This is a genomic window from Pseudomonas sp. ADAK13 (genome assembly GCF_012935715.1).
Taxonomy (GTDB): Bacteria; Pseudomonadota; Gammaproteobacteria; order Pseudomonadales; family Pseudomonadaceae; genus Aquipseudomonas.
Window position 1 is genome coordinate 2065427 of the sequence record NZ_CP052860.1, and the last position, 19781, is coordinate 2085207.

Annotated in this window: 9 protein-coding genes; all 9 read right to left on the reverse strand. The window is 61.6% G+C overall.

What is annotated here, in order from left to right; genetic code table 11:
- Window positions 1-36: 36 nt before the first annotated feature.
- Window positions 37-576: a DUF2247 family protein gene (locus tag HKK54_RS09690; RefSeq protein WP_029615799.1), complete on the reverse strand. Its 540-nt coding sequence runs from the start codon at window positions 574-576 to the stop codon at window positions 37-39.
- Window positions 573-8918: a two-partner secretion domain-containing protein gene (locus tag HKK54_RS09695; protein ID WP_169386676.1), complete on the reverse strand. Its 8346-nt coding sequence runs from the start codon at window positions 8916-8918 to the stop codon at window positions 573-575. The genes HKK54_RS09690 and HKK54_RS09695 overlap by 4 nt, the downstream gene beginning before the upstream one ends.
- 31 nt (window positions 8919-8949) lie before the next feature.
- Window positions 8950-10671 (reverse strand): ShlB/FhaC/HecB family hemolysin secretion/activation protein, encoded by a 1722-nt coding sequence (locus tag HKK54_RS09700; RefSeq protein WP_169386677.1) that lies wholly within the window; start codon window positions 10669-10671, stop codon window positions 8950-8952.
- A 304-nt stretch (window positions 10672-10975) separates the two neighbouring features.
- Entirely contained in the window at window positions 10976-11464 is a 489-nt protein-coding gene (gene pgaD / locus HKK54_RS09705; RefSeq protein ID WP_169386678.1) for a poly-beta-1,6-N-acetyl-D-glucosamine biosynthesis protein PgaD, read from the reverse strand.
- On the reverse strand, window positions 11461-12807 hold the full coding sequence (pgaC, locus tag HKK54_RS09710; RefSeq protein ID WP_010168780.1) for a poly-beta-1,6-N-acetyl-D-glucosamine synthase: 1347 nt from the start codon (window positions 12805-12807) through the stop codon (window positions 11461-11463). The genes pgaD and pgaC overlap by 4 nt, the downstream gene beginning before the upstream one ends.
- Before the next feature lie 3 nt (window positions 12808-12810).
- Entirely contained in the window at window positions 12811-14808 is a 1998-nt protein-coding gene (gene pgaB / locus HKK54_RS09715; RefSeq protein WP_169386679.1) for a poly-beta-1,6-N-acetyl-D-glucosamine N-deacetylase PgaB, read from the reverse strand.
- A gap of 12 nt (window positions 14809-14820) precedes the next feature.
- On the reverse strand, window positions 14821-17274 hold the full coding sequence (gene pgaA / locus HKK54_RS09720) for a poly-beta-1,6 N-acetyl-D-glucosamine export porin PgaA (protein WP_169386680.1): 2454 nt from the start codon (window positions 17272-17274) through the stop codon (window positions 14821-14823).
- Between the two features lie 181 nt (window positions 17275-17455).
- Window positions 17456-18952 (reverse strand): YdgA family protein, encoded by a 1497-nt coding sequence (locus HKK54_RS09725; RefSeq protein ID WP_169386681.1) that lies wholly within the window; start codon window positions 18950-18952, stop codon window positions 17456-17458.
- A 122-nt stretch (window positions 18953-19074) separates the two neighbouring features.
- Window positions 19075-19707 (reverse strand): hypothetical protein, encoded by a 633-nt coding sequence (locus tag HKK54_RS09730; protein ID WP_003218188.1) that lies wholly within the window; start codon window positions 19705-19707, stop codon window positions 19075-19077.
- Window positions 19708-19781 lie beyond the last annotated feature (74 nt).

Below are 19781 nucleotides of genomic sequence, written 5' to 3' on the forward strand. Positions count from 1 at the left end.
AAACACCGGCGCTAGGCCGGCGCGGAGATTGTCAGATCAAGTTGAAGTTTCTCTACAGTTCAAAGCAGCCAGCTCATCTTTCAACCATTGCTCATGCTCATGAACAACATGTTCATAGTTCGACGCAGAATGGTATTGATGCTGCGGCAAATTCACCGCACCAGGAATCATCGACAGTGGAGCATCAGCCGGCCACTCCCAACTTGACCAAAACTCAGACAAATTTATCAACCCATAGAGCGGATCCGAGTCTAGGTTCGTTAGCAATTCTTCCAATGCAACCGCTCGCCATATTCTCCTGGCTCGTTGCATATCCGCATTTTGAAACTCGCTCATTTTTTGCAGCTGCGGGAATAGCTCAGATACAGGCAGATCACTATCGGTAGCCAAGCTAACAATCACGTCGAGCAAGGGATGATTCCCTGCCACCTTTTCAAGCTCAGCGTTTGCAAAATCCTCTACACAAGACGCTGGCAATCGCCCCAAAAGGCTAGGAATACCACAGACGCCCTGAAGCAAAACGGCCCAGTCAGTCAAGCCGTGTTTGGTAATTCGTTCAAAGACTGCTTGAATCATGGTTTCACCGGTATGCCGTTAACAGTTCCATTTGGTACAAACATTCTGTGTGTTACACCGCCCAACTTCGGATCTACAATCCATTCAAATCTACCCGCCACACCATTATAGCTACCCAATGCTTGGTAAATCGACGAGCCGTTATTGAGAGGAAATTTAGTCGCGCTGTTTGCATAGTTATCAACAATATCGGGAAAACCATGCGCAACCGGAGTCGATGGGAACTCTTGGGTGGCATAAGGACCGTTGCGCGTCTCTAGCTCTGAGTACACAGGCATTGGTTTTCCATCAGCCCCAACAACTTGTTTGTTAGGAAGTTGGTCTACTTTATTTCCGCTACCTTGACCCTTCGTACCATTCCCGATACGCGCTTCGACTAGGACATCATTAGATAGCGCTGCTCCTCCTTTTACATCACCGCTGACAACATCCGCCCCGACTGCTCTGGGCTCATTACCTGCGTACCGTTGCCAATCCGAATGGTAAGGATCGGCCTTCATCTCGTCCGTAACCTTGGTAATGCTAGTCGGCTTGGGAGCTTCCGCTGTCGCTTTTGCACCAGTGGTAAGCTCTCCAGCTAACTTACCATTAAAGTATTTACTCGCGCCGCCAAACAGAGCCGCCTGAGCTGCGGATTTCGCCGTGCTCCATGCCAGGTCAGACGTTGCGCTCGACTCTCCTGGAAAGGTTTCCGGAAAGAAAGAAGCTAGCACTCGGTCGGGCTCACTGGATTTAAAATCCGCCGTAATCCGGCTAGCAGAATCCCATGCCCCCACCATCGAGGTAGTGCCAAGCGCTCCTAAGCCGATGGGTAAGGCACAGGTAACAACGCCAACACATGCGGGTGACGACATCACCATCCCGGTATATGCAGTAGCCCCTCCGACTAGGCCAAAGGCAGTGTCTTTGCTTGCTCCTACGACCTGCACCGCCTTGCCGTGAGCATTGAGCGTATCGTCGCTCCAATCCTGCCAACTACGCCCACCAAACTGGCCGGTCGCCTCAAGTAACGCGATCTCCTCACTAAAAGTGGCGCCACGATCCTGAAGTGCCTTGAAGTCCTTATAGGTTTCATCGTTGGTCGGGATCGACTCTGCGCAACTAACCAAAGCGCAGGCCGCCGCATTCAAACGATCAGCCTTTTCCGGATGGAACCGTCGCTGTTCATCCAACGCATCGGCTTGAGACTTGTGAAGCTGGTGGTTGTACTGCGTGGCATTTTTCGCCACCCAGCCACCCTTCTCCAACTTGCTAGCATCTGCATCTTTTTGTGTGGCCGCAGCTAAAACACCGACCAGTTGAGAACTCATGGACAACAATGTCTTGTCGCCCTTCACGATGTCGTTAAGCTGTACGACCAGTGCCTCATTGGCGCCGGCTGCCAATGCGCCTGTACGGAAATCTCCACCCGTTGCTTCGGCCAAGAGGCCACCGACCATCGCATGAATCGCGATCTTGGGAATTGAACCGTTTTCGATGTTCCACTTTTTCGTGTAGTCGCCGACGGCATTGAAGCTGGCCGCTGCCAGGGTATTGAACAGCGCAGTTTTCAGCGCCTCACTCCCACTGCCGCCCTGCCCCAATGCTTTACTCAACAGCGTTGAAGTACCGCCTTGCAATGTCTGGTTCGCGGCAAACTGCCCTACACCAGTCCATGTGTTGAGCTGTGGCCCCGTTATTTGCTTAGTCGCCTGATCAGTATGAGTTCCGGTCCAGCCATCAAAATAAGCTGCGGTCAATCCAGCGGTCACACCGGAAATCGTATACCCCTTCAAAGCATCCGAAGAGGTGACATCCTTGAACACCGCCCCTAAGTTGCCACGATTATTAACGACACTAACCGTCGCATTGGTCGCAGCGCCTGCCGCTACGGCTCCCGCACCTGCCGCGACAGCGACGCCCGCTCCAGCACCTGCAGCCGCAGTCATTGCCAACGGCCCGACAAATGCGGCCATCAGAATTGCTATTACAATCTGCGAACCCGCACCTAAACCGGAGTTACTGTATTTGAAGCTATCGTGGATCTCTTTGACTTGGCGCCAGTCCACGTCACCGCGCTTCTCAGCATCCTTGAGCCAAGCCAGATTCGGATCGGCTTTGACCATGGTATCGATGGTCTGACTAACGGTTTGCTGATCGATCTGCCTGACATCAATCTTCAATCCGTCGACAGCTTTGATAACGACCTGCCCTTGAGCGATCATTTCACTCTGGCGCAGCGTTTCGTCAGTGTTGCCTTTACCTTTGGCGCTGAACCAAGCGAGGTCACCCTTGCTCTTGGTATGGCTCTCGTCATGAAGGTCTTTGACGCCTTCAAAGGCGATGGCCCCGCCACTGTTAAGAATGATGTCATTACCACTATCAAGCTTCGCGACCTGGTAACGCTGGTCACCTTCGCTGATCAACGTGAGGTTGCCGCCAGTCTTGATCTCGGTCCCAACGTTCGTGGTGCGGGTTACTTCGTCTCGCTGCTCTTTCTTCGCGCCCCAGCCACCGTTCTCCTTCATGTCATACAAAGTATGCGTACTGTTCTCAGCCGCCAGCAAATTCAACTTATCCCCGCTGTACAGATAAGCCTCATTCCCCGCACTGATCTTGCTCGCCACCAGCGTAGTGTCGCGCCCGGCCTGGCTCGTAAAGTCCCTGCCCGCCGTCAACACACTGGCTAACTGCGTGGTCTGCTCATCCGCGGTCTTGATGCGTTTCTTGCCGTCTTTTTCCTTGCCTTCGACGTTGTGCACATCGCTGACAGACGCCACGTTGAAATCGCGCCCGGCCTGAATGTTCAGGTCCTTACCCGCGGTGGCGTTGCTGCCGATGATGTTGACGTCTTGCCCCGCCACCATGCTCAGGTTGCCGCCGGCCGTGACCGTGGCCGCTTGGTTTTTCACGTCGGTGGTGATGGTGGATTTGTGCCCGCCGTCGCTGATGGCGTGGATCTCGCTGGTGTCGCTGACGGCGATCAGGTTGAGGTCGCGCCCGGCTTTCAGGTCGGCATCGCCGCCGGCGGTGAGTGCACCGTGGTTGGTGAGGTCGCGGCCAGCGTCGATGGCCAGGTTTTCGCGGGCGGTGATGGTGCCGGCGCTGCTGTCGGTGAGGGTGCGCATGCCGGCGCCCTGGCGCACCTGGATGGCGGTGTTGTCGTTGGTGATGTCGCCCTTCAGGGTGGTGAGGCTGACCTGGGTGCCGCGTATCTCGCCAGCCATGGAATTGCGGATGCTGTCCTGGGCCAGCAGGCTGAGGTTGTTGCCGGCCTCGATCAGGCCGCCGGTGTAGAGGCTGCCGCTGCTGGCCACCGAGAGGTTGTTGCTGGCGCGCAGGGTGCCGACGTTGATCAGGTCGCCGCCGGTCATCAGGTTGAGGTCGCGGCCCTGGATCAGGCTGTTGCCGCGCACGTTGCGGGAGTCGGCCTGGGCCAGGTAGAGCACCGGCACGAGCACGGTCTGGCCGTCGACCACGCGGTTTTCCATCCACACGATGTCGTGGGTCAGGGCGCCGACTTGCTGGTCAGTGAGGGACACGCCGACGCTCAGGCGCAAGGCGTCCTTGCTGGCCAGGGCGTTGTCCATCAGGTAGCGGAACTGGTCGTAGTCGCTGGTCAGGCCACCGGCGAGGAAGCGTTGCCCGGTTTGCGCCAGCACCGCATCGCGGATCAGCCGTGACTCGTATTGCCCGTCACCCAGGCGACGCCAGGCGTTGTCGGGACTGTAGCCGAGCTTGCCGAGCATGTAGTCGGAGCTGAAGAAGCCCGCCACAGTGGTGAGGTTCGGGTTGGTCTCGATCAGGTAGTGACTGGTGGGGTCGGCGTTTTTGATGAACAGGCCGTAGTCGCCCTTGGGCAACTGGAAGCCGGGCGCGGTGGTGGGGTCGACCGGGGTGAAGGACTCGCCGGTGTAGTCCACGGGTACGTAGCGGCCGTCGGGCGCGATGCTGGTCACCGGCAATACGCTGCTCGGCGCCTGGGCGGTGGCGTCGTTGACGTGCTTGCTCAGGTTGATGTTGATGCCGCCGACGGGGATGCCGGTCTGGTCGTCACCGAGGGTGCCGGTCAGTTGCTCCAGGGTGTTTGTGTGCAACGTGCCATTTTGCAGGGTGCGCGCAACGTTGAGGTTGACCGCGCCACCGGCCTGTATCGTCGCGGTGTAGCCCGGGCCGCCGTTGTCGGTCCAGGTGGTGACGTTGCTTTGTTCGGAGAAGCGCCAGTCGCTGGACCGGGCCTTGAGCACCTCAAAGCGCGCCTTATCGAAATTACCCGCCGCCACCGCTGCGTTGAAGGCGGGTACGTCGAGGTATTCCATCCGGTCCCACTCATCGGTGTCGATGCGCTGCGGGGTGCCGATGACGATGGTGTTCTGCCCGGTGCGGGTCGCGGCGCCCTGGTTGAGCAGGTCGTTGGCGGTGATGCTCAGGTTGCCATTGGCCGCCAGCAGGCTATAGCGGTTCTGGACGTTGTCGCCCTGGATCAGCAGGTCTTTGCCCGCCACCAGGCGCGCAGAGGCCGAGTCCTTGATCGCGGATTCAAGGAAGGTCTGGTTGATGGTGATTTGACCGCGCTTGAACGAGTCGTGCCCGCCGCAGTGCTGGCCGCAGTGCCAATTGAGGCTGCCGGTGGTGACGGTCTGGCCCAACTCGAATTCAGCCTTGGCGTTCTCCACATTCCGCGCACTGATGCCGATATTGCCTTCGCTTTCAACCGTGCCGGAAAGGTTGCTGAAGCCTGCCGCCATGCCGCCATCGAGCGCCGCGAAACTCAGGTTGCCCTTGCTGTAGACGTCGCCGTACAGGTTGCTGAAGCTGTTCCCGCGCAGAGTCAGATCGCCGCCGCTGAACAGCAGCGTGTCCGCGCCATTGCTGATGCCATTGCTCGCGCTGAGGTTGACGTTGCCTTGTGAACCGAGGGTGCCGCGGTTGTTGATGTGTGCGGCGGCAATGTCGAGTTGCTGGCGTGCGGTGAGGTAGCCGAGGTTATCCAGCGTACCGCCCAGGGTGATCCGGGTGGTGGTGCCGCCGGCCAAACGCCCGCCGTTCTGGCTGAGGTTGTTGGCGACCACACTCAGTTTTTGCTGGGCCGAAAGGCGGCCGCTGTTGGTCATGTCGCCGGTCAGGGTGACGCTCAGGTCACCGTCGCTGAGCAACTCGCCCGCGTTATCCAGGCTGGCGACATCCAGGGTCAGACCCTTGGCGCTGGCCAGGCGATCGCCGGCCTTGAGGCTCAGGCCCTGGGTGCTGGTGTAGTGCAAGGCTTCATTGAGTTGCACGCGGCCGAGGCCATCGACCCGGCCAAACGACCAGTCGGCGGTGCCCAGGCCATTGATGCTGCCCTGGCTGCCGGTGAGGCTGGTGGTATTGAGGCTGAACACGCCGGTGCCAGCGTGCTGCAGTTGCCCGGCCTGGTTATTCAGATGCCCGGCGCTGAGGCTGAAGGCCTGGCTGCCGAATTCAAGAATGCCGTTCTGGTTATTCAGTTGGTCGGTGACCGTCAGCGTGCTGCTGGCGCCTTCCATCGCCCGCAATTGGCCACCCGCGCTGTTGTCGAGGTTACCGACATTGAAGGTCAGGCCCTGGTTGGACTCAATCAGGCCGCCCTGGTTGGTCAGCTGGGTACGCGAGGTCAGGCTGAGCTGGTTGCCGCTGATCTGGCCGTTGGCGCTGTTGTCCAGGGTGGCGCCGGAGACGGTGACGTGCTCCTTGCCGAACAGTTTGCCGCCACGGTTGGTCAAGGCCTCGACCGTCAGTTGCAGGTCGCTCTTCAAGGCGGTCATCGAGCCGGCCTTGGTGCCGTCGTGGCTGTTGTCGACGCTGTCGGCGGTGACCGTCAGGCTGTCGCCCTGCACGGTGCCGCCCTGATTGTTCAAGGTGCCCAGCGTCAGGTCTGCCGCCGCACCACCGCTGAGGATCATGCCCTGACGGTTGTTCAGGTCCTGGCCACGGTAGCTCACGCCCTGGTTGCCGGCCAGGAGTTGGCCCTGGTCGTTGTCGAGGGTTTGCGCCGCGATATCCAGGCGCTTGCCCCGCAAGGTGCCGCCCTGGTTGTTGAGGGTGGTCAAGGCCTTGACCAGCACACTGCGTTCGGCGGCGTCGATCACACCGTTGGTGTTGGTCAGCAGGTTGCTGATGTTGAGGGTGATGTCGCCGTCATTGCTGACCAGCGCGCCCTTGCTGCTGTTGTCGAGGTCTTGCGCGGTGACAGTCAGGGCCTTGCCCAGCAGGATCCCGGCGCTGTTGCCCAGGCGGTTGCCGGTCAGCAGCAGGTCACCCTCACTTTGAATGCGGCCCTGGGTGTTGAGCAATTGGTCGTTCAGCACCACGCTCACACCCGGCACACCACCGGCCAGCAACCCGGCACTGCGGTTGTCGAGGCTGCCGGCGCGCACGTCCAGTTGGTCACCGACGATACGCCCGGCGCGGTTGTCGATCTGCCCGCTTCGCGCATCCAGCAGCAACTGCTTGCCGATGATGGCGCCGCCCTGGTTATCCAGGCTCGCGGCGTGCAGTTCGATGTCGCCCTGGGCGGCCTGCAAGTGACCTTTGGCGTTGTTCAGCTGTTGGGCGACGGTCAAGGTCAGCTTGCCGGCATCCGCGCTGAGCACGCCAGCGTCGTTGTTGCTGAGGCTGCCGAGGGTCGCGGTGAGTTGCCCACCCACCAGCTTGCCGTCCTGGTTGGCGAGGTCGCCGGCGGTGAGGTTCACGTCAGTGCCAGCCTGGGCATGACCCTGGCTGTTGTTGAAAGCGTTGGTGACGGTGAGGTTGAGCGCGCCTTTTTCGGCACTGATCAAGCCCTTGCCACTGTTGTCGAGGCTGGCGGCGTTCACCGTCACGACGTCGGCGACAATCTGCCCGCCGTTGTTATTCAGCGCGCCGCTGTTGAGGGTCAAGCTGCCGCCCGCCACCTGGATACGGCCCTGACGGTTATCCAGCGAATCGGTTTGCAGCGTCGCCGCCTGCTCGGCACCGAAGCGAATCAACCCGCCCAGGTTGACGATCGCCGGCGCGCTGATCGCCAGGCTCTGCTCGCCGAACAGGCGCGCGGTGGCGCCCTGGTTGGTCAGCTTGGCGGTGCTGACGCTGACGGTCTTGGCCTGGATGATGCTGCCCTGGTTGGTCAGCGCCTGCGCGGCGGTGATCGCCAACGCGCGACTGGCCAGCAGGTTACCGCTGGTGTTCACGGTTTGCGCGTTCACCACTACATCGCCCGTGGTATTGCGGCTGTTGTCTACCTGCACCCCCGCCTCGATGATGCCCGGGTTGGTGACCTTGACCGCATTGAGTTCGATGCGTTGGCCGGCGGCCAGGCTCTTCTGGTTGACCAGTTCCTCGGCGCTGCTCACCTGCACATTGCCGGTGGCGTAAACCTTGTCGGTCAGGTTGACGCTTTGCGCGGTGACCTTGAGGTTACCGGTGGCCGCTGTCTGCGCCATGCTGAGGTGCCCATTGGCATCGAGCTGGATATCGCCGCCGCTGGCAGCCAGTGTGCCGTCGAGCTTTACGCCCACGCCGGCTTCGGTGCCCACGAGTTTGATCGCCCCGGCGTACATGCCGCCCAGCGCCGAGGAGTCGATGGCCAGCTCGGGCTTGGCGCTGCCGTCATCGGCGCGCACGGTGGCTTTCAAACTTTTGGCATCGACGTCGTTACGCCCGGCGATCACGGTCAATTCCCGTGCGTTGATCTGCGCATTGATCTTGGCCGAGCGGGTGATGATTTCGAAGCGGTCGACGTTGCTGGCATTCAGGCCCTGGCCGTCGATGGTCACGACGCCGCCGTCAACCTGATAGCGTTGCAACTGGCCACTCGCGTCGAGCACCGGTTTGCCGGTGGTGAGGGTCACGTTCGGGGTGTTGATAAAGCCGCAACCGCTGCACGTAACGCCATACGGGTTGGCAACGATGACCTTGGCCGACTGGCCCGCCACTTCGGTGTAGCCACGCAGTTGGCTGGGGCTGCCGCCGTTGACTTCGTTGAGGATAACGCTGGCCGCGCCGCCCTTGAGGTTGGGGTTGCCGACGATGTAGCCACCCAATTGGGTGTTTGTGATGGGGCCGTTGGCGTTGTTGAGGATCACGCCGTTGGGGCCGACGTTGTAGTCCTTGAATTGGTTATGGGACAAGCCACTGCCATTGGGGGTGGCGATGTTCACCACCGGTACGCCATTGCCGGCCTGGCCGACGGTGGTGCCCGGCGCGCTGACCACAATGCCTTCGGCCTGGGCCAGCAGCGGCTGCCAGAACAGCGCGTTGGCCAGGATCAGCACCAGGCCACGCTTGGGCAGGCCGAAGAACGAGTCTCGCGGTTTCAGCGCAGCAGAAGGTTGGCGGGCCAGGAAGGCAAAGTGGCGAACATCCATTGTCATATTCTCGATGTAACGGGGCGTTGAATTACAGGAAGAAATCCATGCGGAAGTAGATCGGCGCTTCGCGCTCGCTCATCACTGCCGGGCGTTCCAGGGAATGGGCAAAGGTCACGCTGGTGCTGACGTATTTGCCACGGGCGAACAGCTCCAGGGAGTTGCTCGAAACCCGGCCATGCACTTCACCGTTGTAACGGTCGTTGCGGATCACGCCCTGGTCATAGCCGACGCTGGCGCCATATTCAGCGAAGGCCGGGCGCATCCAGTCCCAGGTCACCGGGCGCGCCCAGCGCACGTCGTTGCGCCAGTAGCCGCCGCTGTCGCCGGTGAGCTGCTGGTCTTTGAAACCACGCACCGAGGCCGAACCGCCAAGGCTCATGCGCTGCGGGCTGAACAGGATGTCTTCACTGCGTTGGCCGGTGGCCAGGCTGGAGAAACTGAACGACTCGCCCCACAGCGTGAACGGCTGCAAGTAGCTGACGGTGGCGGTGTATTTGCGATAGCGCGCGTTGGGCAGGCGATTGCCGTACTGATCGCGCTCGTTTTCGGCTTGGGCGTCGAAGGCGCCGATACCGTTCTGCATGCCCAGGTCGAGGTTGACGAAAGCATTGCCGATGCGTCGGCCGTGATTGATGCCCAGTTGCAGTTCGCTGAGGCGGTTACTGCTGGGCTCGGTGCGGATGTCGAGGATGTAGTTGTTGGTGCGCAGGTGCGACAGGCCGACGTTCACCGAGGTCTTGCTCACGTCGTCACGATGGATCACGCGCTCGGCGCGCAATTGGTGGTTCTGGTTGTCGCCGTTCTGCTTGAATTTAAAGGCGTTGGTCACGCCATAGGTGCGGTAATCACTCTCGCTGTAGGTGTAGCTGAAGTTCCACCAGCCCCACGGCACGTTGTAGTAGAGCATGGTGTTTTTCGAGGTCTTCTGGTGATCGCTGACGGCGTCGTGGCCACCGCGCAACACCAGTTGATCGGCCAGTCCGAGCGGGCTGTCCCACTCCAGGCCAGCGCCCCATTGCTGTTCGCCGGTGCTTTTCTGCCCGTCGTTATTGCGCGACAGGCTCGCGCGCCAGGGCTTTTGCGGGACGTTCTTGACCTGTACTTCACTGCCGCCCACCTGGCTGCCGGGGGTCAGTTCCATTTGCGCCTGCTTGGACGGCAAGCGGTTCAACTGGTCCACCAACTGCTCGATTTCCCGCAGGTTGAGCTGCTCGCCGACCTTGCCGGGAAACGCCATGGCCAACTCGCGTTGGGACAGGTTGCTGCCGTCGGCACCCTTCAGGCCTTCGAGTTTGCCTTCCACCACCAACACCTGGAGGTGGCCCGTGGAAAGGTCCTGCTGCGGCAGGTAGGCACGGCTGGTGACCATGCCTTTGTCGATGTAGTAGTCAGTGATCGCCTTGAGCACTTGATTGAGCTGGGAGACGCCCAGGCACTGGCCGATATAAGGCTTGAGCAGGCGCTCGCGGTCCGTCGCGGGCAGGCTGTCGGCGCCCTTGAGCTCGATGTCTTTGATCGGGAAGCAACGGGTATCGGCCGGGGTGGCAGGCGCCTGGGGTTTGGCTTCTTTACCGGGCAGGTCCTTGAGTTCTTCAAGGCGCCGGCGCTGTTCTTCCAGCAGGCGGTTTTGCCGGTCGCGGATCAGGTCCTGATCGCCAGGCGTAGGCGCCGCCACCGCACTATTGAGTGCGAAGCAAGTCAGCAGGCAAACGCCCAGCAGCAGCCGAGTCCGTGGCAGTAATAAAGACATGTTCGATCCGTCGAAAAAGCGGGGGCCGGCAAACTAACATCGAACTTCCGGTGGGCCAAGATTCTGGCTTAGTTGGAAACTATGATTAACAGGCCTATAAGTCGCTGATTATTAACAATAAATAAATCATGCAACGTTTAATCGCTTGCAATTGGAATTTTTATTCCGACAAGCGGTAACAGTTTTGATACAACTTTAACGGGCCACTTACAGTTGCCACTAGTTAGCCATCAAGTTGTATCAAGACTGATTAGTAGCCAAAAGACGAGAAAAGTTCGGGTTAATTTTGTGAATTGGATCCCATTTATCGGCCTGAAGCCTCTTTGACCCGCTCCTGCCCCGGCACCAGCTTCAATCCTGCTCGCTCGACATGCCGCGACACGTGCGCAGTCACCTCCTGCACCCCGCCTTCGTGGTCGTTATGAATCACCAGCACACCCGGGCGACGCAGTTGCTCCAGGTCGCCTTCGCCCAGGCTGAAGCTATGGCTCAGGCGTTGGTCGCTCAAGGCCTTGGCCGCCGAGCGCCGCCGGGCAAACTGCTTGCCGCGCCGCTGCTGGTAACGCGCCCAACTGATCAACACCACCGCGTTGAACACGGCGATCCACAGGTAAATCTGCAAGGTATCCAGCGCCGCAAAAATCGGTGCTTCAACCCGGGGGCCGCCGTGGCTGTCGAGCATCGGTAGCAGCCCGCGCACCAGCAGGATGATCAGGCCGGCCCAGGCCAGCAGGGTCAGAAATACGTCGATTGCCCACATCACCGGGCGCTGTTGGGTACGGATCAGGTTCATGGTTGCAGTTCCTTGGTGGGGGCTTTGATACCGCGATCCGGGCTGACCCAGCGCGCGCGTTTCTGGTGTTGGCGGAACAGCACTTTGGGGAAGCTGACCAGGGTGGTGAACAGGCTCACCAGCCAGAACACCAGCGGGTACCAGACGGTCCAGAACAGGGTTTTCCACAGGCCCTTTTCATAGCGCCGGTCGATCATGATGCTCACCGCGAACTGCACCAGGCACACCACCGCCAGCAGCAGGCCGGTAAAGGCCGGCGGCATCAGCGAGTCGACGGCAATGGCGGCGGGCAGCGTCACGACTTTGCCCACGGCCCAGAAAATCACCGAGAGCAAAAAGGTGAAGGCCCAGCCGGTGGACAGGCAGTACTCGAACAGCAGTGGCCACAGGTAGCGATGGCGCCATTGCCAGATGCCCCGGATGTTCTTGAACAGCACTTCGGCGCCGCCCTGGGCCCAGCGCAGGCGCTGCTTCCACAGGCCGCCGAGGGTTTCCGGCATCAGGATCCAGCACAGCGCGCGGGGCTCGTAGAAGATGCTCCAGTGGTCCAGTTGCAGCTTCCAGCTCACGTCGATGTCTTCGGTGATCATGTCGGTGCTCCAGTAGTCGACCCGATCCAGGGCCGCCCGCCGAAACGCCACCACCACGCCGGAGACGGTGAAGATCCGCCCGAATACCCGTTGGGTGCGCTTGATCAAACCGATGATCGAAGAGAACTCGCCCACCTGTACCCGGCCGATCAAGGTCGAACGCGTACGAATCCGCGGGTTGCCGGTGACGGCCCCCAGGCGCGGGTTGTCGAGCATCGGCGCCACCAGGTACGCCGCCGTGTTCGGCGCGAGCAACGCATCGCCGTCGATGCACACAAGGTATTCGCTGCGCGCCGCCACCGCGCCCATGCGCAGGGCCACGGCCTTGCCCTGGTTCTGCGCCAGGTGCAGCACCCGCAGGCGCGGCTCTTTCAAGGCCAATGCATCGAGCACGGCGGCGGTGTTGTCGCTGGAGCCGTCGTTGATCGCGATCACTTCGATGTTGCGGTACTGCTGGGCCAACGCGGCGCCGATGGTCTCGGCGGCGTTATCGCCTTCGTTGTAGCAGGGGATCAGGATCGAGATCAGCGGTTCGCCGGCCAATACCGGCGCCGGGGTGTCGTCAGCCCACGGCCAGTGGCGCTCCCAGTGCAGCCAGAAGTACAGGCCGCCGGCGATCCACAAGCCGGACATGAACAGTGGATAGAAGAACACGAAGTCCATCAGGAACTGCCCGGTGACCAGAAAGATCAGGCCCAGGGGCACACCCAATACCAACGACAAGACAATAAGCGCGAGGATTCTGTCGAACATGAGTCAAGGATTCCACTGGTTGGAAAGGGCCGGACGCACGGTTTTCAGATCCGGCGAATTCTCCAGGAAGTTGTCGGGGTAGTAGCCAAAACTGGTCACGCCCTGACGCTTGAGTACGCCCATCCACTCGGCCATTTGGGCGCCGGAAAGGTCCGGGGCGGCCGGGGTACGCCAGTCCTTGGCTTGCAACTCGAAGACGGTGCGGTGCAGTGCGCCGGGGCGGACCTTGACGGTGGCCACGAGTTTTTCCAGCCAGGCGTTGGAGCCCTTCAGGTCCTGACCTTCCATCAACGGCATGGCCATCGGCGCGGTCCAGTCGTAGCTGGTGAGGAAGTCGTCGAGGTTCTGCGCGAACCAGGCCTCGCTGCCGGGGTTGAGCATCGGCTCGGCGAAGATATTGCGTGCGGTCTGCACTTGCGGGCCGCGCAGCGTGCGGACCTTGGCCGTCAGCTCATGGGTGAAGTCGATGAGGTAGCGGCTCTTGAACCGCGTCCAGCGCTGCATCACCGCAGGGTCGGCGCGCAGGGCTTCGATGGTGTCGGGCAGGCCGTTGGCGGCGTAGGCCTTGAGCGCCAGCGGGCTGGCGTCTTCAAAGTCCGACAGCACCGCGTCGTCGTGGAACAGCACACCGTCGATGGCACTGGTGCGGGCCAGGTCTTCGTAGATCTCACCGATGACCTGCCGCACTTTCGGATCAAACGGCGACAGGCGCTGGTACTGGTCCGGGTCGATGGCGACCTTGCCGGTTTCCGGGTCCCAACGGGTGACGCCGGGCAGCTTCGAATCGAGGGCAAAACTGAGCACCGGCATCCAGGCAAACACATTCACGTGAGCCCGGGTGCGCAGTTGCCAGGTGACGCGGTTGAACAGGTCGGCGCGCACCGGCAAATGGCGGTTGGGGAAGTACAGCGAATGCACCAGGCCATCGCCCTTGGGGTCGGCGAAAGCTTGCAGGAACACGGTGCTGGCGCCCATGTCGACCACGCGCTGGATCAGCTTGTCGAGGTTGCGCACCTGTTGTTCCGGGTCCGGGTCGTAGACGTTGTCCAAGTCCACATGCAGCACCCGCAGCGGCGCTTCGGCCTGGGTCGCGACGATGGCGTTGGCATAGTGCTCGCCGTCCGGGTCGGAGGCCACCAGGAAGCGCGGGCTGCTCATCAGGTTGCCGAGGCTGTCGAGGCCGTCTTCCAGGGTCAGGGCCATCTGGTAGCCCTGCTCGCCCACCACGGCCAATGAGGTACCGTCGGCAGCGCCATACGGCCACACCCAGACACGCGGGGCCTTGCCGGTGACGGCGCGGATCTTGTTGGAGATCGCCGTGACGTCGGTGCGCATCCGCGCCTGGAACTGGGCTTCGGTTTCGTAGCGGTTGGTCTTTGGATCAAAGCGTCGCGTAGTGGCGGCCGGTTGCAGGTTGCCCTGGGGGTTAGCGAGCACGCCCTTGTGATTGGCGTCGGTGTGGGCGGCGATTTCCACCAGGCCGGACTGGGCGATTTCGCGCACCTGCTGCCAGGTCAGGAAGTCCGAACGCGGCCGTGGCGTGCCGGCGAAATCCACCGGTTGGTTCAGCGGCGTATCCACCCACGAACCCACCGGCGCCAGCAGCGCGTGCCAGTTGTAGCTGCGCAGGATCGGCATCACACGGGTGTAGAAGCTCGCGTAGCCGTCATCGAAGCTGAGCATGATCGCCTTCGCCGGCAGCGCCGGACCACCGCTGCGGGCCGCCAGGATTTGGTCAACGGTGACCGGCTGGTAGCCGTTCTCCCGCAACCACGCCAACTGCTCGATCAAGCGTTCGGTGCGCACCGCCACCACCGCCTGATCGGGGTCGCGGTCCTCGATGTCGTGGTAGGCAATACCGAGAAAATGGTTCTTCGGCCACGGCGCTTCGTTGGCAGGCTTTAGCCGCTCGGCGGGTGGAGTGAAAGGCGCGGGTTGCTGGGCGCAGGCGCTGCTCAGCATTAACCCCAGGGCCAACAGGCAACGGGACAAGACAGGCATGATCGGACTCTTCTAGAAGCGGTAGGTGAGGTCGACGATCAGGCGCAGGTCGCTTTCGCGCTCACCGTCATAAGGTCGGCTGATCCAGCTGAGGTTGGCACCGGTTTCGAGCACGTCGTTCCAGCGAAAACGCTGGCCGTAGCCCACCAATGCAACGCCGCCAGTGCCGTAATCGCGCTGGCTGTAAGTGCCCGCGCCCACCTGGAACTGCTGGCTCCATTGGGTCTCGTAGCGGTGGTAGAGCACGTGGTTGACGGTGGCCGTGGGCAGCACGCTGAAGTCCGAGCGCGGGTTGAAGTACGGCGTGTCTTCCTTGGTGTTACGGCTGGCGCCGACTTCCAGGCCGAGGTCGACTTGCACCCCCGGCGAGCTGTACACGCCCTGGCGGCCGGTGAGCAGCGCTTCGAGGCGGTTGTTGCCGTCGCTGAAATGGGACGGGCTCAGGGCCAGTTTCCATTCGCGGCTTTCATTGGCGCGCCAGCGGATAAAACCGCTGCCGCCGTTGGCGGTGATGTCGGCGTTCAGCGCCCGCAACGGGGTGCTGGCGGAGAGGTAGTCGAGGCTACCGCCGTACTGCCATTGGTCATTGATGTCCCGGGCAATCGCGACCCGCGCGCCCTGCTTGGAGCCAAAGCCGTAGGAGTGATTGGACACCTCGGCTTCCAGAGTCATGTCGCGGGTGCGCCGCTCTACGCCGAGGCGCTGCCAGCGGTGCTGGCCGGTGCCTTCTTCGAAATCGGCGGTGGCGTAGCCGGCACCGCCGAACACCCGCCAGTCTTCATCGATGGGTGGGCTGTAGAGCAAGGTTTCGATACCGAAGTCGCGGCTGCCGGATACCGCGCCCGCGCCGTTATCACCGCCACTGTTGCTTTTGCCGGTGTAGGCCTCGACGCGCAATTCGGCCATGTCGTGCACATCCCGCAGGCGGCTGAGGCGCTGCACCTGGCGATTGTCCGGGGCGCGGTCAACCACGTCGTCGGTGAGTGCGTCGAGCTGACGCCACTCCTGCAAATCCAGGGCAGTGTGGCCTTGGGAAACCTCCAGGCCGATGTCACGCGGGGCCTGGGCTTCAGTTTCCTTGAGGGTGTTCTCGGCGCGCCGTGGCCAGTCGCGGGCACGGTACATGTCGGCCTGGGCCAGGCGCAGGCCGATATTGCCGGGGGCCTGTTGCACCAGGGCTTCCAGGCCTTTTTCGCTGGCGGGCAAGTCGGCGCCATAGGTACCGGCCTGCGCCGCTAATTGTTGGGCGTCCATCCACGCGTCGTTGGGGTTGCCGATGGGCAAGCCCTTGAGTTCGACCCGGGGTTTCTGGGTGCTCGCCAGGTTGTCGGCGACTTCGCGGGCTTGCGCCACTTGATCGTTTTCGAGCAAGGCGTAGAACAGCGCGGTGCTGTCTTCGACGTGATCGCCGGCGTCCGCGTCGCTCGCCGCCAGGGCCTGGCGATACAGAGGCGCGGCCTTTTCCGGCTGGCGCTGGTCGAGGTAGGCGGCAGCGACCCAGCGCAGGGCGTAGGTCGGCAGTTGCACGCCTTCGCTCTTGAGCACTTCGTAATCGCGGATCACCTCGGCGGTGCGCGCCCGGGCTTTCAACGCGCCCAGACGGTCGATGCGCCAGCGCACCACGTCGTCATGGGCGCTGGCCTGCGGCGTCCAAGTGGCGAGCAGTTGGTCGTAATCCTTGAGGGCGCGGTCAGCAATCACGTAGCGCTCTTTTTCACTGCGGGTCGCGAACTCGGCCATGCGCACGCGTTCGGCCGCCAGGTCGCCTTCGAGGCGGCGCTGGGTGACCGGGTCCAGCAGGCCCGGGCGTTTGGCAGCCAGGCGCAAAGCCGGCTCCGGCAGGCGTGCGCGTTGCAGGGCGACGATGTATTCGCGGGCGACTTCGGGTGTGTTGCCGGCACGGATGAAGGCCTGGTCGAATTCGAACAGTGCGTCGTAGGTAAAACCTGCGCGGGTCAGTGCGTAGCCCAATGCCATGCGGCGGTCGGCGTCGTCGGGCTTGGCGGCCACGAGGGCGCGGGTGCGCTGCACGGCTTCGGCGGTCTGGCCGGCATCCGCCTGGGTCAGGGCCAGGCCCAGTTGCAGGTCCGGGTTATTCGGTTTGCGTTGCAGCGCCTGACGGTACACGGCAAGCGCCGGTTCCCAACGCTGCTGGTTGCGATAGGTGCGGGCAACGGTGGCCAGCGCTTGGGTGGTGAGGGTGCGAGTGCGGCCCTGGGCCTCGTAGACCGTCAGCACCTCGGCGTCCTGGCGCGCCCAGCTGGCGATCAGCAGATGATCGCTGACCTGCCCCGGCGTCTGGCGCTCGGCAGGCAATTGGCGCAACAGGTTGAGGGCCGGACCGTAGTTGCCGCTGCGGGCCTGGTTGATCAGCGAATCATAGGCCGCATCGGCCGAGGCCACAACGGGCCACAGCAACTGGCCGCACAGGGCCAGGCGGATAAAGGGATGAACATTACGCGACATGTCGTCAGCTTCCTCACCAGGGAAAGCTGTAGCGATAAGTTCACCTGCACGACACTCCAGGCGGCCGGCATCTGATGACGCGGCCAAGCTTTCCCGGGGCGCAATATCCTTGAGGGGGGTATAAAAAAGGCCAATTCAGAACAATTGTTCAGAATTGGCCTACATCACTTTGAGCCGAGTCTTATTGAGCGCCGCTGACCGCGCCGAACTTGCCCAGTACAAAACCAATGAATTGCTCGACGGTCATTTTCTGGCCGTTGAAAGTCACTTCATTGTTGGCGTAGTGCAGCTTGGAAACGATATCGGTGCCCACCAGGGTCGCCAGTTGAGTGCCCACGGCCATGCCGCTGATCATCTCGCTGGCCATCTGGGATTGCTGCTCGATGGCTTTCGGGTCGGTCACACCACCGATCTGCGCTTGCAGGCCGGCCACGTCCTGGATCATCGGTTTGGACAGGGTCAGGTTGGCGTCCAGCAGGGCAACGATTTGCTTGCCCAGTTCAACCGGCGGCAGGTCCATGCTCGACGGCTTGGCCAGGTCTACCACCAGGTTGAAGCGGCTTTCGCCATTGGTGGTTTTCAGCGACAGGTTTTCTACCGCCACTTGCGGCTTGGCAGCCAGCAGTTGGTCGACGTTGGACTGGGCCAGGGCTTGCTCGGCGTCAGTCAGTTGCAACTCAGGCACGGGCTGGCCGGCAGCGGCAGCGGCTTGGGCCGGTTGGACCTTTTCCTGGTAGAGCTTGGTCAGTACCAGCATCGACGGGATGTCGACGTTCTTCATGCTGACCGCCATGGCCGCCGAACCCACTGGCTTGCCCTGGTAACCGATCTCGTCGATCTTGTAGTCGACACGGCCGGCCAGGTTGTTGTCCTTGGTTTCGCTGCTGTCTTTCTGCTCAAAGTTCTTGAGGGTCAGCACCGCTTGTTGCGGGCCGAACGTGACCTTGGTGTTGGTCAGTTCGACGGTGTTTTGCCCGGTGTAGAAACCAAAGGTGGTTTTTTCCAGGTTGCTGGCAATGGTCAGGCCGCTCAACTCGGCATCCAGCTTGGCGTTGTTGGCGTCGGTGACCGAGACCTTGAGGCTGTCCATGTAGCCGCTGGCCTTGACCTTCTTGCCTTCGGCGGTGGAGTCGAAGTCCAGGTTGGCACCGGAGAAGCTCACGGCCGACTTGTCGTCCTTGAGTTCCAGGGGCAGCAGTTCAACGTTGCCGCTCACCGAGCGGTTGTAGCCGATGTTGGCCACGCCTTTGAGTGGCGACACGTCTTTGCTGGCGGCGAACCATTTTTCGGTGGTCGGGTTTTTCTCAAGCTCATAGTGACTGGTGGCCATGACGGGCAGCCACTTCAGCGACACCAGTCGCGAGAACGGCAGCGGGCCGTGTTCGATATGGTCGACGAACAGCAGTTCGGTGTCCTGGTGGTTTTCGCCGAACACCGCGCCCTGGGCCTTGAGGCGATAGTGGGCGGTGCTGCTGAACAGCTGGCGGTCGAGGGAGACCAGTTCGAGGGTCACCGTGCCGTCAACGCCGGCCATGGAGGTCTGCAGTTCCTTGTTGGCGTCCTGGATGGCGGTTTGCAGCACCGGCTCCAGTTGCTTGCCGGTGTACCAGGCACCGCCTGCGCTGATTGCACCAATGGCGACGACGATACCCAAGAGAACGACTGCTGGCTTATTCATGTAGTGACCTGATCAAATCCTGTGAAGTGGGCTGTCTTCCCTGAACCCCGAAGGGTGTCGGCTCAAGCCCGCCGAAATCCGGGGAAGATTAGCATAGGCACCCAATCACAGTGGAAGGTCCCTCAGGAATACTCGGTTTCGATCTCATCGAGTTGATGATCGAAACTCTTCAGCCGCGCCGTCCACGTATACACCAGCACTTCAAACTCACGGTGAATCACCGCATTGCCCGGCGTATCGGACTTGGGATCGTAAAAATCCAGCTGGTAACGCTCCCGTGCCATGGCGGTGGCCACGTCGGATAATTCCCGCGCGTTATTCAGCCAATGCCGTCCGTCGGCGACCTGCCGGTCGAGCATCACGCATTGTTTTTTCAGGGCTTCGAGGCTTTTTTCCAGCGGCGTGCCGGTCAGTTCACCCATGACTTCCTGGAACGTACGCCCCGGCTGCCAGTAACTGCCCCAGAAGTAGCGGTCGAACACCGTCTCGACCCGCCGCAGGGCAACCTTGGTGTCCCAGATCGCCACGCGGGTCTTGCCTTGTTCCAGAAGTCTTCGCTTGATGCGCTGGCCCTGGTAGGAGGCCCAGGCCACCACGCCAATGGACAACACCGCGATCAGCGCGCTGGCGCTGTCGAGGAACACCATGGCCTTGTCGATCTGATGGGCCAGCATGATGCCGTAGAAGTAAGTCGCCGATAGCAACACCAGTGCGAAGAACACGCACCAGAAAGCGGGAGCATAAGGGTTTTTCATTATTGGAATCCCCATGAGCAAACGCGAGCAGTGACCAGCAGGCCATCACGGCGGCCTGCTGTTCAAAGCATAGC